The sequence below is a fragment of the Streptomyces sp. NPDC000983 genome (genome assembly GCF_040299205.1).
Classification (GTDB): Bacteria; Actinomycetota; Actinomycetes; order Streptomycetales; family Streptomycetaceae; genus Streptomyces.
The window spans coordinates 219,353-233,557 of record NZ_JBEPBM010000012.1 but is presented as its reverse complement, the minus strand read 5'-3'; the positions used below and the strand labels follow the sequence as shown (position 1 = coordinate 233,557).

The 14,205-nt window shown below is 68.4% G+C and carries 13 protein-coding genes; 9 read left to right on the top strand and 4 right to left on the bottom strand.

Translation table 11 applies throughout. The annotated features are described in order from the left end of the window. Positions 1 to 75 precede the first annotated feature (75 nt). The 7 genes from ABT296_RS16845 (at position 76) to ABT296_RS16815 (ending at position 9,125) form a co-directional block, all read left to right on the top strand. The gene (locus ABT296_RS16845; protein WP_351927845.1) at positions 76 to 1,080 is read left to right on the top strand and encodes a zinc-dependent alcohol dehydrogenase; all 1,005 of its coding nucleotides are present in this window, start codon (positions 76 to 78) and stop codon (positions 1,078 to 1,080) included. Between the two features lie 111 nt (positions 1,081 to 1,191). Next, positions 1,192 to 2,160 (top strand): hypothetical protein, encoded by a 969-nt coding sequence (locus tag ABT296_RS16840; protein ID WP_351927843.1) that lies wholly within the window; start codon positions 1,192 to 1,194, stop codon positions 2,158 to 2,160. Between the two features lie 87 nt (positions 2,161 to 2,247). Further along, entirely contained in the window at positions 2,248 to 3,360 is a 1,113-nt protein-coding gene (gene chvE / locus ABT296_RS16835; protein ID WP_351927841.1) for a multiple monosaccharide ABC transporter substrate-binding protein, read from the top strand. Positions 3,361 to 3,392: 32 nt separating this feature from the next. Further along, complete coding sequence (gene mmsA, locus ABT296_RS16830) at positions 3,393 to 4,943, top strand: multiple monosaccharide ABC transporter ATP-binding protein (RefSeq protein ID WP_351927839.1); 1,551 nt, start codon at positions 3,393 to 3,395, stop codon at positions 4,941 to 4,943. Then, the gene (mmsB, locus tag ABT296_RS16825) at positions 4,940 to 6,184 is read left to right on the top strand and encodes a multiple monosaccharide ABC transporter permease (protein ID WP_351927837.1); all 1,245 of its coding nucleotides are present in this window, start codon (positions 4,940 to 4,942) and stop codon (positions 6,182 to 6,184) included. Before mmsA ends, mmsB begins: the two co-directional genes overlap by 4 nt. Positions 6,185 to 6,239: 55 nt before the next feature. After that, on the top strand, positions 6,240 to 7,385 hold the full coding sequence (locus tag ABT296_RS16820) for an aldose epimerase family protein (RefSeq protein WP_351927835.1): 1,146 nt from the start codon (positions 6,240 to 6,242) through the stop codon (positions 7,383 to 7,385). Between the two features lie 126 nt (positions 7,386 to 7,511). Then, complete coding sequence (locus ABT296_RS16815) at positions 7,512 to 9,125, top strand: pyridoxal phosphate-dependent aminotransferase (RefSeq protein ID WP_351927833.1); 1,614 nt, start codon at positions 7,512 to 7,514, stop codon at positions 9,123 to 9,125. Between the two features lie 132 nt (positions 9,126 to 9,257). Here the strand turns inward: ABT296_RS16815 and ABT296_RS16810 are convergent, their stop codons facing one another. The 3 genes from ABT296_RS16810 to ABT296_RS16800 all read right to left on the bottom strand — a co-directional run bounded on the left by ABT296_RS16810 (position 9,258) and on the right by ABT296_RS16800 (position 12,209). Next, complete coding sequence (locus ABT296_RS16810) at positions 9,258 to 10,691, bottom strand: family 43 glycosylhydrolase (protein WP_351927831.1); 1,434 nt, start codon at positions 10,689 to 10,691, stop codon at positions 9,258 to 9,260. Continuing rightward, positions 10,673 to 11,641, bottom strand: coding sequence for an arabinan endo-1,5-alpha-L-arabinosidase (locus ABT296_RS16805; protein WP_351927829.1), 969 nt, complete (start codon positions 11,639 to 11,641; stop codon positions 10,673 to 10,675). Before ABT296_RS16805 ends, ABT296_RS16810 begins: the two co-directional genes overlap by 19 nt. A gap of 100 nt (positions 11,642 to 11,741) precedes the next feature. Next, positions 11,742 to 12,209, bottom strand: coding sequence for an ATP-binding protein (locus ABT296_RS16800; RefSeq protein WP_351927827.1), 468 nt, complete (start codon positions 12,207 to 12,209; stop codon positions 11,742 to 11,744). 130 nt (positions 12,210 to 12,339) lie between these two features. Here ABT296_RS16800 and ABT296_RS16795 point away from each other — a divergent pair, with 130 nt between their 5' ends. Next, positions 12,340 to 13,176, top strand: coding sequence for a helix-turn-helix domain-containing protein (locus ABT296_RS16795; RefSeq protein WP_351927825.1), 837 nt, complete (start codon positions 12,340 to 12,342; stop codon positions 13,174 to 13,176). Beyond that, positions 13,173 to 13,499: a DUF397 domain-containing protein gene (locus ABT296_RS16790; protein ID WP_351927823.1), complete on the top strand. Its 327-nt coding sequence runs from the start codon at positions 13,173 to 13,175 to the stop codon at positions 13,497 to 13,499. Before ABT296_RS16795 ends, ABT296_RS16790 begins: the two co-directional genes overlap by 4 nt. Before the next feature lie 31 nt (positions 13,500 to 13,530). Here ABT296_RS16790 and ABT296_RS16785 read toward each other — a convergent pair whose 3' ends face one another. After that, on the bottom strand, positions 13,531 to 14,184 hold the full coding sequence (locus ABT296_RS16785) for a DUF4360 domain-containing protein (RefSeq protein WP_351927821.1): 654 nt from the start codon (positions 14,182 to 14,184) through the stop codon (positions 13,531 to 13,533). Positions 14,185 to 14,205 lie beyond the last annotated feature (21 nt).

Genomic DNA, 14,205 nt, shown 5'->3' with positions numbered 1-14,205 from the left:
GGAGTTCCCGCAGCAGCAGGCCCGGTTCGATCTGTGGGCCGAGGGCTGGGAGCAGCGCAAGCCGAAGGGCTCCCAGTGAGCACCGCCGTGGTCGTCGAGGCGCCCGGGGTGCACCGGCTGGCCGGGCACACCCCGCGCGACCCCGGCCCCGGGGAGGCGCTGGTGCGGGTGCACGCGGTCGGCATCTGCGGCAGCGACCGCGAGGTCTACCAGGGCAACCGGCCCGAGGGCTACGTCCGCTACCCGCTCACCCCCGGCCACGAGTGGTCCGGGACCGTGCAGGTGGTGGGCGCCGGGGTGCCCGCCTCCCTGGTCGGGCGGAAGGTCGTGGGCGAGGGGTTTCGCAACTGCCAGGTCTGCGACCGCTGCCACGCCGGTGAGACCACCCTGTGCACGGCCGGCTACGAGGAGACCGGGTTCACCCGGCCCGGCGCCATGGCGACGACGCTGACCCTGCCGGCCCGCCTGCTGCACGTCCTGCCGGACGACTGCGATCTGACGGCGGCCGCCCTGATGGAGCCGGCCGCGTGCATCGCCGCCGCCGCGATCAAGGCGAACGCCCGGCCGGGTGAGCGGGTCGCGGTGGTCGGCACCGGGACGCTGGGCATGTTCGCCGTGCAGTTCCTGCACGCCGGCTCCCCCGGCGAACTCCTCGTGGTGGGCAGTCGCCCGGACCGGGAGGAGCTGTCCCGGCAGTTCGGCGCCACCGACTTCCGCACCCGCGACCAGGACCTGCCCGACGACTTCGACGTGGTCATCGAGACCGCCGGGTCCGCGTCCGCCGCACGCACCGCCGCCTCCCTGCTCAGGCGCGGGGGGCGGCTGGTCCTGACGGGCATCCCCGCGCCGGGCGCCGAGGGCCTCGACCCGACCGACCTGGTGGTGCGGCAGCTGGAGGTGCACACCGTGTTCGGGGCGCCCCCGGACGCCTGGGCGCACACGGTACGGGTGTTCGCCGCCGGACTCCTCGACCCGCTCCCGCTGGTCACCCACGAACTCCCCCTCGACGGCTTCGCCCAGGCCATCGACCTCGTGGGCTCCGGAGACCCCAAGGTCGGCAAGGTCCTGCTCCGCCCCTAGCCGTACGCCGGTACGGGGGTCACCTGACGTCTCCCGTACCGGCGTACACCAGGCCCTTCCGCACCCAGAGCGGCGAACTTCGTCCGAAATACCGAACCAGAAGGACAGCTTGTGACCGACGCTTCCGCCACGGCAGCCCGTCGACCCGGTGAGCAGGCGCTCGCCGCCCTCGGTCTGGGCGCGCCCGACCTCTCCCCCGCCGACGCCTCGCCCCACACCTTCCCGGGCGGCGGCCGCTGGCGCACCGAGATCCCCTCGTGCGAGGGTCCCGAAGCGCTGGCCGTTGTCCTCAAGGAGTCCTCGCGGCTGGACGTGCCGATCCACCGGATCAGCCAGGGCAGCGGCGTGTGGATGCTCACCGACTCGGAGATCACCGAGATGGTCGAGGCCACCGCCGAACGCGACATCGAACTCTGTCTGTTCACCGGCCCGCGCGGCACCTGGGACATCGGCGGCTCCACCCGCACCGACTCCCGGGGGGCGGGACTGCGAGCCCGAGGGCACGACGCGGTCGCCGGCTGCGTGGAGGACGCCGTACGCGCCGTGGAGCTGGGGGTGAAGTGCCTGCTCGTCGCCGACGAGGGCGTGCTGTGGACCCTGCACCGGGCCCGCGCGCAGGGCATCATCCCGGCCGACACGACGCTGAAGGTGAGCGCGCTGATCGGCCCGGTCAACCCGGCCGCGTACGCGGTCTACGAACGGCTGGGGGCCGACTCGGTCAATGTGCCGAGCGATCTCACCCTGGACCATCTCACCGAGATCCGACGGGCCTCCGCGGCCCCCATGGACATGTACATCGAGGCCCCCGACGACCTCGGCGGCTACATCCGGATGTACGAGGTCGCCGAGCTGATCCGGCGCGGCGCACCGCTCTACCTGAAGTTCGGTCTCTCCAAGGCCCCCGGGATCTACCCGTACGGCCACCACATGAGGGAGCTCACGCTGTCCACCGCGAAGGAGCGGGTGCGCCGCGGCCGGCTGGCCCTGGACCTGCTCGCCCGGCACGGGGTGGTCGACGACATGGCGCCGCTGGGCTCACGCCTGCCCGGTGAGCTCCGACGTTTCGAAACATATTCATAAAGGTTTCGAGCAGGGCTTCACACAAGAAGACGCACCCAAACAGAATCCCACACACCCAGTCGTGCTGAGACATCAAGGAAGATGACCATGCGCAACCGCAGAGCCGCTCTCGCCGCCATAGCCACCGCCGCCTCCCTGGCCCTGACCCTGACCGCCTGCGGCCAGGACAGCGAGGGCGGCAGCGAGGACAACAAGGGGGGCTCCGATGGCGCGACCATCGGTATCGCCATGCCCACCAAGTCCTCCGAGCGCTGGATCGCAGACGGCGACAACGTCGTCAAGGACCTGGAGTCCAAGGGCTACAAGACCAAGCTGGTGTTCGGCGAGGACGACCCCGACCAGCAGGTCTCGCAGATCGAGAACCTGATCACGCAGGGTGTCGAGGCGCTGATCGTCGCGGCCATCGACAACAAGTCGATGAACAACGTCCTGCAGCAGGCCAAGGACGCGGACATCCCGGTCATCTCCTACGACCGGCTCATCCTGGGCACCGAGAACGTCGACTACTACGCGTCCTTCGACAACGAGAAGGTCGGCGAGCTCCAGGGCAACTACATCCTGGAGAAGCTGGGTCTGAAGGACGGCTCCGAGAAGGGCCCCTTCAACATCGAGCTGTTCGCCGGCTCGAACGACGACAACAACACCCGCTACTTCTTCCAGGGCGCGATGAACGTCCTGCAGCCCTACATCGACAAGAAGCAGCTCGTCGTCCGCTCCGGCCAGACCGAGCTCACCCAGGTCACCACCCTGCGCTGGGACGGCGGCACCGCCCAGAAGCGCATGGACGACATCCTCACCTCGGCCTACAAGTCCGAGCGGGTCGACGCGGTGCTCTCGCCGTACGACGGCATCTCCATCGGCATCCTGTCGGCGCTGAAGTCCGACGACTACGGCTCCAAGTCCAAGCCGCTGCCGATCGTCACCGGCCAGGACGCCGAGGTCGCCTCGGTGAAGTCGATCATCGCCGACGAGCAGGCGATGACCGTCTACAAGGACACCCGCGAGCTGGCCAAGGTCGCCTCGAACATGGTCGACGCGGTGCTGAACGACAAGAAGCCCGAGGTCAACGACGAGAAGACCTACGACAACGGCTCGAAGGTCGTCCCGGCGTACCTGCTGGAGCCGGTCAGCGTCGACAAGGCGAACTACCAGAAGACGGTCGTCGACTCCGGCTACATCAAGGAAAGCGACCTCAAGTAACCGCCGGCACCCACTGATTGGAAGGCACGACCATGGCGGGACCCGTCCTGGAAATGCGCTCGATCGTCAAGACCTTTCCCGGCGTCAAGGCGCTGTCGGACGTCACACTGACCGTCCAGCAGGGCGAGGTCCACGCCATCTGCGGGGAGAACGGGGCCGGCAAGTCGACCCTGATGAAGGTCCTCTCCGGAGTCCACCCGCACGGCACGTACGAGGGCGAGATCCTCTTCGAGGGAGAGGTCTGCTCCTTCAAGGACATCAGGGCCAGTGAGCATCACGGCATCGTGATCATCCACCAGGAACTGGCGCTGATCCCCTACCTCTCCATCGCGGAGAACATCTTCCTCGGCAACGAGCACGCCACCCGCGGGATCATCAGCTGGACCGAGACGCTGCGGCACGCCACCGAACTGCTGCGCCGGGTCGGTCTCGGCGACCACCCCGACACCCGCGTCGCCGACATCGGCGTGGGCAAGCAGCAGCTGGTGGAGATCGCGAAGGCGCTGTCGAAGAAGGTGAAGCTGCTCATCCTGGATGAGCCGACCGCGGCCCTGAACGACGAGGACAGCGGCAAACTCCTGGATCTGATCCTGGAGTTGAAGAAGCAGGGCGTCACCTCGATCATCATCAGCCACAAGCTGAACGAGATCCGCAGGGTCGCCGACTCGGTGACGATCCTGCGCGACGGCCGGACCATCGAGACCCTCGACGTGAAGGCCGAGGGGACCACCGAGGACCGGATCATCAGCGGGATGGTCGGCCGGGACCTGGAGCACCGCTTCCCCGACCGCACCCCGCACACGCCCGAGGAGGGCGCGTCGCCGGCGCTGGAGGTCCGCAACTGGACCGTGCACCACCCGATCGACCAGCAGCGCAAGGTCGTCGACGACGTCTCCCTGGAGGTACGGCGCGGGGAGATCGTCGGTATCGCGGGCCTGATGGGCGCGGGCCGCACCGAACTCGCGATGAGCGTGTTCGGGCGGACCTACGGCCGGTACGCGGGCGGCACGGTCCTCAAGGACGGCACGGAGATCCGTACCAAGTCCGTCCCCGAGGCGGTCCGGCACGGCATCGCGTACGTCACCGAGGACCGCAAGCACTTCGGGCTGAACCTCATCGACACCATCAACCGCAACATCTCGCTCAGCGCGCTGGGCAAGGTCGCCAAGCGGGGCGTGGTCGACGAGCACGAGGAGCGGCAGGTCGCCGAGGGCTTCCGCAAGTCCATGAACATCAAGGCGCCGACCGTCTTCGAGCCGGTGGGCAAGCTCTCCGGCGGCAACCAGCAGAAGGTCGTCCTCAGCAAGTGGATCTTCGCGGGTCCCGATGTGCTGATCCTGGACGAGCCGACGCGCGGGATCGACGTCGGCGCCAAGTACGAGATCTACACCGTCATCGACCAACTGGCCGCCCAGGGCAAGGCGGTCGTCTTCATCTCCTCCGAGCTGCCGGAGCTGCTCGGTATGTGCGACCGCATCTACACCATGGCCGCGGGGCGGCTCACGGGTGAGTTCTCGCGGGCCGAGGCCTCGCAGGAAGCGCTGATGCGTCAGATGACCAAGGACAAAGAGGTATCCCGATGAGCACGGATGTGACCGACAGGACGCCGGCCCCGGCGCCGCCCGGCAAGGGCGGCACGGCTGCCGCGGACGGCCTGCTCCACCTGGTGATGGAGGGCATGCGCCGCAACATGCGGCAGTACGGCATGCTGATCGCCCTCGGTCTGATCGTGGTGCTGTTCGCCGTGTGGACCGACGGTGACCTGCTGCTGCCGCGCAACGTCTCCAACCTGGTGCTGCAGAACAGCTACATCCTGATCCTCGCGATCGGCATGATGCTGGTGATCATCGCCGGCCACATCGACCTGTCGGTCGGCTCGCTGACCGCGTTCATCGGGTCCATGGCGGCCGTGTTCATGGTCAAGAACGACCTGCCGTGGCCGGTCGCCGTCATCCTCTGCCTCGCCATGGGCGCGCTGGCGGGCGCGGCACAAGGGTTCTTCATCGCCTACGGCGGCATACCCTCGTTCATCGTCACCCTCGCGGGCATGCTCGTCTTCCGCGGTCTGACGGAGATCTTCCTGGAGGGGCAGACCCTCGGCCCGTTCCCCGAGGGCCTGCAGAAGGTGTCCAACGGCTTCATGCCCGAGGTCGGCCCGGACACCAACTACCACAACCTCACCCTGCTGCTCGGCTTCGGACTGATCGTCTTCGTGGTCCTCCAGGAGTTCCGCGACCGCCGCCGCCAGCAGGAGTTCTCCCTCGAAGTCCTGCCGTTCAAGGTCTTCCTGCTCAAACTGGTCGCGCTGGGCGCCGCCATCCTCACCGTGACGATGCTGCTCGCCAGCTACAAGGGCGCCCCGTACGTCCTGCTCGTCCTCGGGGTGCTGCTGGTCGGCTTCGGCTACGTCATGCGCAACGCGATCATCGGCCGCCACATCTACGCCATCGGCGGCAACCTCCCGGCGGCCAAGCTGTCGGGTGTGAAGGACAAGAAGGTCACCTTCCTGGTCTTCCTGAACATGGGCATGCTCGCGGCCCTGGCGGGTCTGGTCTTCGCCGCCCGCTTCAACGCGGCCTCGCCCAAGGCGGGCCTCAACTTCGAGCTGGAGGCCATCGCCGCCTCGTTCATCGGCGGCGCGTCGATGAGCGGCGGCGTCGGCACGGTGCTCGGCGCCATCATCGGCGGCCTGGTCCTGGGTGTGCTGAACAACGGTATGAACCTCGTCGGCATCGGCACGGACTGGCAACAGGTCATCAAGGGCCTGGTGCTGCTCGCGGCGGTCGGATTCGACGTGTGGAACAAGCGCAAGGTCGGTTCATAAGTCGCTCGGGCCCCGCCGGAAGGCGGGGCCCGCTTCCTATTACAGGAGCCGCAACATGGAACTGAACAGACGCACCCTCATCGCCGGGGCCGCGGCCGCCGGTGTCACCGCCGCCATGAGCGGCACCGCACATGCCACCGGGGGCTCCCGCCCCGCGAAGTCGCTGTTCGGCAGGCTCGCCGACGGCACGAAGATCTACAGCTGGTCGCTGGAGAACGGCGGCACCCGGCTGAAGGTCCTCTCCTACGGCGGCATCGTCCAGTCCCTGGAGATCCCCGACCGGCGCGGCCGGTACACCAACGTCTCCCTCGGCTTCGACAACATCGAGGACTACGTCTCCTCCAGCCCCTACTTCGGTGCCCTCATCGGCCGCTACGGCAACCGCATCGGCAAGGGCCGGTTCACCCTGGACGGCAAGGAATACCAGCTGTCCGTCAACGACGGCGCGAACAGCCTGCACGGCGGGTCCAAGGGCTTCGACAAGGTCGTCTGGGACATCGAGCCGTTCACCAAGGGCTCCGACGTCGGCCTGTACCTGTACTACACCTCCGTCGACGGCGAGATGGGCTACCCCGGCACCCTGCGCACCAAGGTGACGTACACCCTGACCCGCTCCGGCGACTGGCGCGTGGACTACGAGGCCACCACCGACAAGGCCACCGTCGTCAACCTCACCAGCCACGTCTACTGGAACCTGGCCGGCGAGGCCAGCGGCACCATCTACGACCACGAGCTGTCCATCGCCGCCTCCCGCTACACGCCGGTCGACTCGGGGCTGATCCCCACGGGCGAGCTGGCGAAGGTCGCGGGCACCCCCTTCGACTTCCGCCGCACCAAGACCGTCGGCGAGGACATCCGTGTCGCCCACCAGCAACTGCTGTACGGCAAGGGCATCGACCACAACTGGGTCCTCGACAAGGGGATCACGTCGCGTCCCCAGTGGGTGGCGACCCTGCGGGACCCCTCCTCCGGCCGCACCCTGAAGATGGCCACCACCGAGCCGGGCCTGCAGTTCTACTCGGGCAACTTCCTCGACGGCACCCTGGTCGGCACCGGCGGTTCGATCTACCGCCAGGGCGACGCGCTCTGCCTGGAGACGCAGCACTTCCCGGACTCGCCGAACCAGCCCTCGTTCCCGTCCACAACGCTGCGACCTGGGCAGACGTACCGGACGACGACGGTGCACTCGTTCAGCGCGTGACCCTCGGTCACAGCGTCTTCACAACTTCCCACCAAATTCACAGAGGTTGAACAGCGCCTCTGCGGCATCCGTATCCAAGGGTGGCCCGTGCTCCCCCGCACGGGCCACCCGGACCCGGAGGTTGCATTGGCTGAGAACGTCACCTCGCTGTTCCGCAGCACGGCGGCGCACAGCCCCTCGATGGCAGCGCTGGCGCGTGAAGGCGGTGACGGGGTCGGACCGATCGACTTCTGCATCCCGTGCAACCCCTACTTCCCCACCCCCGCCATGTTCGACGACATGGCGAGCCGGCTGCGCGACATCATCACGTACTACCCCAGCGGCGCCGACACCATCACGGCCGAGCTGTGCAACCTCCTCCAACTCCCCCCGCAGGCCGTCGCGATGGGCAACGGCTCGACCGAGCTGATCACCTGGATCGACCACCTGCTGGTCCGCGAGTCCCTCGCCGTCCCCGTCCCCACCTTCGGCCGCTGGACCGACCAGCCCATGGAGACCGGCAAGCGGGTCGACATGTTCCCGCTCCAGGAGTCCAGCGGCTTCGCCCTCGACCTCGCGCAGTACGCCGAGTTCATCCGGGCCCGCGGCACCCGCGTCGCCGTGATCTGCAACCCCAACAACCCCGACGGCGGTTTCCTGCACCGGCACGCGCTCGTGCAGTTCATGGACGCCATGGCCGATCTCGACCTGGTCGTCATCGACGAGTCGTTCCTGGAGTTCGCCGACGCGGAGGTGGAGCCCTCGGTCGTGCAGGAGGCGATGCTGCGGCCCAACGTCATCGTGCTGCGCAGCCTCGGCAAGAACTTCGGCCTGCACGGCATCCGGTTCGGCTATCTCGTCGCCAACCCCTCGCTCGCGGGACGCGTCCGCTCGATGCTCCCTAAGTGGAACCTCAACGCCTTCGCCGAGCATGTGGTGTTCATGCTGAAGAACCACGGGCAGGAGTACGCCGAGAGCCTGCACCAGGTGCGCCGGGACCGCCTCGACATGGCGACCCAGCTCGCCGCGCTGCCCGGCCTCACGGTCTACCCCTCCCAGGGCAACTTCCTCTTCGTGCGCCTGCCCGTGGGCGCCGAGGGCACCGTCGTACGGGACCGGCTGCTCACCGAGCACCGGATCCTGGTCCGTGAATGCGGCAACAAGATCGGTTCGTCCAGCCGCTTCCTGAGACTCGTGGTGCGCCCCCAGACGGACGTGCGTCGCCTGGTGTCCGGTCTGGAACAGGTGCTCTACGGGACCAGGAGGGGAGCGGCCGCCGTGCCCGAGCTGGCTACCGGGACCAGCTACAGCTCGGGTACGGCGGCCGTGGACCGGCTGGTGGGGTCCACGAACGGGGCGGGGATTCCTATGGGGGTTCCTATGGCTGCGCCGGCTATGGGGGTGCCGGCGGCTGCGCCTGCTGCTGCCATGCCTGCGCCTGCTGCTGCCATGCCTGCGCCTGCTGTTGCGATGCCTGCGCCTGTGCCTGCGCCGATGCCCGCGCCCATGCCGGCGGCTGCTGCTGTGGCTGCGCCGGCTCCGATGCCTGCGCCTATGCCGACGCCGGCGCCCATTCCGGCGCCGATTCCGGCGGCTGTGCCTGCCGCCGCCGCGTTCGGGCCTACGCCGCCGGGGGTGCCTGCCCGGGGTGGGCTTACGGCGGCGCAGGTTCGGGGGACCACCGGGCCTGGGCTGGCGCCCGCGCCGGCCACGGGGTGGCCCAACGCGGGGGCCTGGCCGAACGCGGCCGGCATGGGGTGAACCGGTCGCGTCGGCGGATGCGGGTTCGTGGGGGTTGTTCGCGCAGTTCCCCGCGCCCCTGAGAGGTGGGTGGACCTGTGCGGGGTCGTGCGGGGTTCTCGCGCAGTTCCCCGCGCCCCTGGGTGGGTTTTTCTAGGTCGGGTTTAGGCGCCACTGTTGGCAGTTGTTGTTCAGCCAGGTCCATTGGCGGACGTCTGCCCCGTCTGTTGTGGCGCAGTTCGCCACGTCCGCCACCTTGCCTGTTGCCTGGTTGACTATGCGGACGTAGCCGTCCGTTGTGGTGATGAGGCGGAAGCGCTGGCAGGTGTTGTTCAGCCAGGACCACTGGCGCAGGTCCGCGCCGTCGGCCGAGGAGCAGTCGGCCGTGTCCAGCACCTTGCCCGTGGCGACGCTGACCAGCCGGTGTGTGTCGTCGCCCAGGTCCTCCAGGCGCCAGCGCTGGGGGGTCGCCCCGTTGCAGCTCCACTGCCGGACATTGGCGCCGTCCGCCGTCGAACCGTCCGCCACGTCAAGGCACTTGCCGCTGTTGCGGTTGGTCAGGGTGTACGTGGTGGACGCCGAGGAGGGTTCTCCCGAGGGGCCGGCCAGGCTCGCGCCCAGCGCCACCGGGGTGCCCAGGTTCGGGGAGCCGTCGGAGTTCCAGGTGAACTTCTGCGCCCTGGTCGTACGGCCGTTGTCGCAGCCCTCCGAGGCGGAGTCGTTGGCGTGGTAGACGAGCCAGCTCTCCGTGCCGTCGGGTGAGGTGAAGAAGCCGTTGTGGCCGGGTCCGTAGACGCCCGCGGAGTCGTTGCGCTGGAAGACCGGGGAGGACTTCTTGGTCCACGAGGAGGCGGAGAGCGGGTTGGAGCCGGTGAGTTTCAGCTGGCCCAGTTTGTAGTCGGGGGTCCAGCAGCCGCTCGCGGAGTAGATCAGATAGGTCTGGCCGCCCCGCTGGAGGAGTTCCGGCCCCTCGTTGACCGTGCCGCCCGACCGTTCCCAGTCGTAGGTCGGCGTCGAGATGGTGGAGAAGCCGGTGGCCAGCGTGTACGGGTTCGACATCCGGGCCGCGACCAGGTTCTGCGTGCCTCCGCTCGCGCTGCCGAACAGATACAGCTGACCGTTGATCGTGCCGACCGTCGGGTCCAGCATCCAGGACGAGTTGAGCTGGTTGCGGTAGGTGTACGGGCCCATGGGATCGGAGCCGGCGCTCTCCAGTACGTGGGTGCGCTGCGTCGGGACGTAGTCGGAGACGTTCTGTCCGGCGACGTAGTACAGGTACCAGCGGCCGTTCAGATAGTGCAGCTCCGGCGCCCAGATGTTGCAGCAGCGGGAGGCCGCGTCGCCCTGCCAGACCTGCACGCTGGGCGCGGTGGCGAGTCCGGCCAGGGTGGTGGACTTGCGGATGGTGATGCGATCGGTCCAACTCGTCGTCACCAGGTAGTAGTTGCCGTCGTGGTACGAGATCCAGGGGTCGGCGCCCTTGACCGACTTCACGGGGTTGCTGAACGAGGCGGCGCTGGCCGGGGTCTGCCCCAGGGCGAGCAGGAAGACCAGCGAGGCCAGCAGGGTCAGTAGGCGACGGGCCATCCGGTGCTCCAGTTGAGGAGGTTGATGCCGAGCTTGGGCGTGCCGTTGTCCTGGCCGTCGTAGTAGTGGTAGACGATCAGGTCGCCGTCGACGTCGTTCATGATCGACTGTCCGCCGGGGCCGATGTACCGGCCGTGCGACTCCAGTACGGGCGTGCCGCCGTTGTTCATCATCGACACGCCGTTCTTGTCGTAGTACGGCCCGGTGACGCTGGTGGCGCGGCCGACCTTGACCTTGTAGGTGCTGCTGGTGCCGGCGCAGCAGGTGTCGTACGAGGCGAACAGGTAGTAGTAGCCGTTGCGTTTGACGATGTAGGGCGCCTCCACGGCCTTGGTCCCGCTCGGGCGGGAGGCGAGGGAGTAGCGGGTGGTGTTGGAGGAGAGCTGCTTCCCGGTCGACGGGTTGATCTGGATCATCTTGATCCCGGTCCACCAACTGCCGAAGGAGAGCCACCACTTGCCGTCGCTGTTGACGAAGAGGTTCGGGTCGATGGCGTTGTAGTCGCTGGAGGAGCCGGAGGTGTAGACGGTCCCCTGGTCCGTCCAGCTGCCGGGCAGACCCGTGGTGGAGGTCGCCAGCCCGATGGCCGAGGTGTTGGAGCCGAACTTCGAGACGGAGTAGTACATCAGGTACTTGCCGCCCTGGTACGAGATGTCCGGCGCCCACGCCTCCGGCACGGAGGAGTAGCCCGACCACCAGCTCGGGCGGGACGAGAAGGCGTCGGCGCCCGCGCTGAAGGCGATCCGGTTGCCCGACGTCTTGCTCGCCATGCCGCCGCCGGTGGCGTACAGCAGGTACTGGCCGGACGAGGTGCGGATCATCGTCGGGTCGTGGACGACGGTGGAGCCCGTGACCGTGCCGGGGTTGGGGTACGCCGAGGCCGTGGACGGCAGCAGGGCGAGGACCGCGGCTGCGGGGAGGGCGAGGAGGGTGGTTCTGATGCGGCTCATGTGAACGCTCCTGTTCTGTATGTCGAACATCGATCGTCACTTCGGACGGGAAGGTAGAATCGAAGCCCATTCGCGTCAATGGTTCGCGCAGCAACAGCCTTCAATCCCGCCACAGGGCAAGCCACTTGGGCACGTCCACCTCGGCGCGGACGGTCTTGCCGCACGCCGCCCGCTCCAGCACCTCCCAGCGGCTCGCGAGCGCCTGGACGAGGAGGAGCCCGCGCCCGCCCTCGTCGAGGGGATCCGGCGGCCCCACCTCGGCGGGCACGGGCGGCCGCCGCTCGGCACAGGTGTCACTCACCTCCACCCGCACGCTCCCGGCGACCAGGGACAGCCGCAGCTCGAAGTCCCGCCCCGGCACCCGGCCGTGCAGTACGGCGTTGGCGGCCAGCTCGGCGACGATCACGGCGACCGCGCCCGACACGTCGGTGTCGTGCGGGACCCCCCACACCTCCAGCTGGCTCTGGGCGAGGCGTCGGGCGAGCCGGGCGCCTCGCGGGGTCGCGGTGAGCCGCTGACTGAACATACGTACGGTAACCGGCGGGCGTGGGGGGTTCGGTGCGGTCATGCCGCCAATCTGCCGCCCCGGCCGGGCGATTCACCAGGCAGCGGGCGCGTACGCCGGGGAAGCGTACGCGGTCACGGGGTGGACAGTACGCGTCACCGACCGTGACCATGGGCGCGGGAGGTGACCGACAGTGGTCGATGGCGTGGTGGGCACGGGCGGGGAACCGGAGTCGTCCGACAGTCTGCGGACCTTCGGGGCGGTGGTGCAGGCGTTACGGGAGCACGCGGGCCTGAGCCGCGAGGAGTTCGGGGAGCGGGTGGGGCTGTCGAGGCACACGGTCGCCTCACTGGAACTCGGCCGTCGCATGCCTGACCCGAGGTTCGCGGAACGCGCGGAGGGCGTACTGGGCAACACGGGGGCCCTGTCACGGGCGGCACAGCATCTCAGCCGGCAACCAGGGCTGGCGGCCTGGTTCCGGCAGTGGGCCCGCCTGGAGGCGTCGGCGATCACGCTGTACACGTACGAATGCCGGTTGGTACCGGGGTTGTTGCAGACGGAGGCGTATGCGCGACAACTGTTCACCGATGAGCTTCCCCCGCTGACGGACGAACAGATCGAGGCTCAGTGGGCAGCACGAACTGCGCGGCAGCGACTCCTGCACGAGCGCCCCAACACGGCGTTCAGCTTCATCGTCGAGGAGCAGCTATTGCTCCGCCGAACCGGCGGGGCGCCGACAACGCGGGCACTCGTCGATCACTTGCTTGAGGTCTCCAAGCTGCGGAACGTCGAGATCCAGATCATGCCGTTGGTGCGCGAGTCACACGCAGGGCTGCATGGGCCCATGCAGTTACTGGAGGCGCCGGACAACCGGTGGTTCGCATACACGGAGGCACCTGAGAGCGGCCAACTACTTACCTCCTCGAAGGTTGTCAGCGTGCTCCAAGGGCGGTATGCCAGGATGCGTTCACAGGCTCTCACTCTCCACGACTCCGTGAGCCTGCTGCAACGGATGCGAGGAGAGCTATGAGCACCGGCGAACTGATGTGGTTCAAGTCCAGCTACAGCAGCAGCGGTTCGGGGGACTGCGTAGAAGTCGCTCTCGCCTGGCACAAGTCCAGCTACAGCGGGGGTTCTGGCGACGACTGCGTGGAAGTCGCGCAATCCTGGCGCAAGTCCAGTCACAGCAGTAGCGGTGACGGCGACTGCGTAGAGGTCGCCCACACCCCCGCCACCATCCACGTCCGCGACTCCAAGAACCCCCAGGGCCCCCGCCTCGCCCTCGCCCCCGCCTCCTGGACAACCTTCCTCGGATACGCGGCAGTGGGGACGCCGGGGACCGGCCGAAGCTGACACGGCGGGCCCCCGGCGCCCTCACGCCCCGCTAGGACTTCGCCGGGCACTCCTTCCACGCCAGGTGGTACACCGTGCTGATGTCACCGTCGGTCGAGTCCATGGTCATGAAGCTGACCTTGTCCGCCGGGGAGGTGCCGCGGTTGACCCGCAGTTCGGTGTTGATGTTGAAGTTGCGCTGGACCCCGCAGGGCGCCCAGACGAGCTGCGCCCACTCCGTGGAGTCGGTGGCCTGCCAGTTGTCGTCGAGCGGGCCGCTGAAGGGGTGGCTGCGGTACGCCGTCTGCGGTGAGCCCTGGAAGTAGTACGAGGCCCGCTGGACGGCGCTCGCGCCGTTCTGGAGCGAGGCGAAGCCCCGGTAGTCGGCGCTGGCGACCGCGTAGGTGAAGCCCTGCGGGACGTGGACGACGAGGTTGAGCTGACAGTTCTTGCGGAACGCGGTCGGATCGGAGTTGCCGCCGACCTGGGCGAGGTACTCGCTGTAGGTCACGGTGAAGGCGGTGTTGTCCTCGGAGACGGCGACGGCGGTGGTGCCCTGGGGGCAGCCGGAGCCGTTCACCGTGGCGACCTTGATGATGATCTTGTCCGGGGGCGGGTCGTCGAACGGGTCCGCCGCGTGCGCGGGCAGTGCGGTGGCGACGAGAGCGGCGAGTGCGGCGCCGCTCAGCAGAAGGCCACGGGTCATGGCTTCTCCTCGGGTTGGGGG

What these genes read in the sequence shown, in the direction of transcription:
- chvE (WP_351927841.1), top strand. Translation starts at nt 2,248, where the DNA reads ATGCGCAACCGCAGAGCCGCTCTCGCCGCCATAGCCACCGCCGCCTCC.
- mmsA (WP_351927839.1), top strand. Translation starts at nt 3,393, where the DNA reads ATGGCGGGACCCGTCCTGGAAATGCGCTCGATCGTCAAGACCTTTCCC.
- mmsB (WP_351927837.1), top strand. Translation starts at nt 4,940, where the DNA reads ATGAGCACGGATGTGACCGACAGGACGCCGGCCCCGGCGCCGCCCGGC.
- ABT296_RS16820 (WP_351927835.1), top strand. Translation starts at nt 6,240, where the DNA reads ATGGAACTGAACAGACGCACCCTCATCGCCGGGGCCGCGGCCGCCGGT.
- ABT296_RS16810 (WP_351927831.1), bottom strand. Translation starts at nt 10,691, where the DNA reads ATGGCCCGTCGCCTACTGACCCTGCTGGCCTCGCTGGTCTTCCTGCTC.
- ABT296_RS16805 (WP_351927829.1), bottom strand. Translation starts at nt 11,641, where the DNA reads ATGAGCCGCATCAGAACCACCCTCCTCGCCCTCCCCGCAGCCGCGGTC.
- ABT296_RS16800 (WP_351927827.1), bottom strand. Translation starts at nt 12,209, where the DNA reads ATGACCGCACCGAACCCCCCACGCCCGCCGGTTACCGTACGTATGTTC.
- ABT296_RS16790 (WP_351927823.1), top strand. Translation starts at nt 13,173, where the DNA reads ATGAGCACCGGCGAACTGATGTGGTTCAAGTCCAGCTACAGCAGCAGC.
- ABT296_RS16785 (WP_351927821.1), bottom strand. Translation starts at nt 14,184, where the DNA reads ATGACCCGTGGCCTTCTGCTGAGCGGCGCCGCACTCGCCGCTCTCGTC.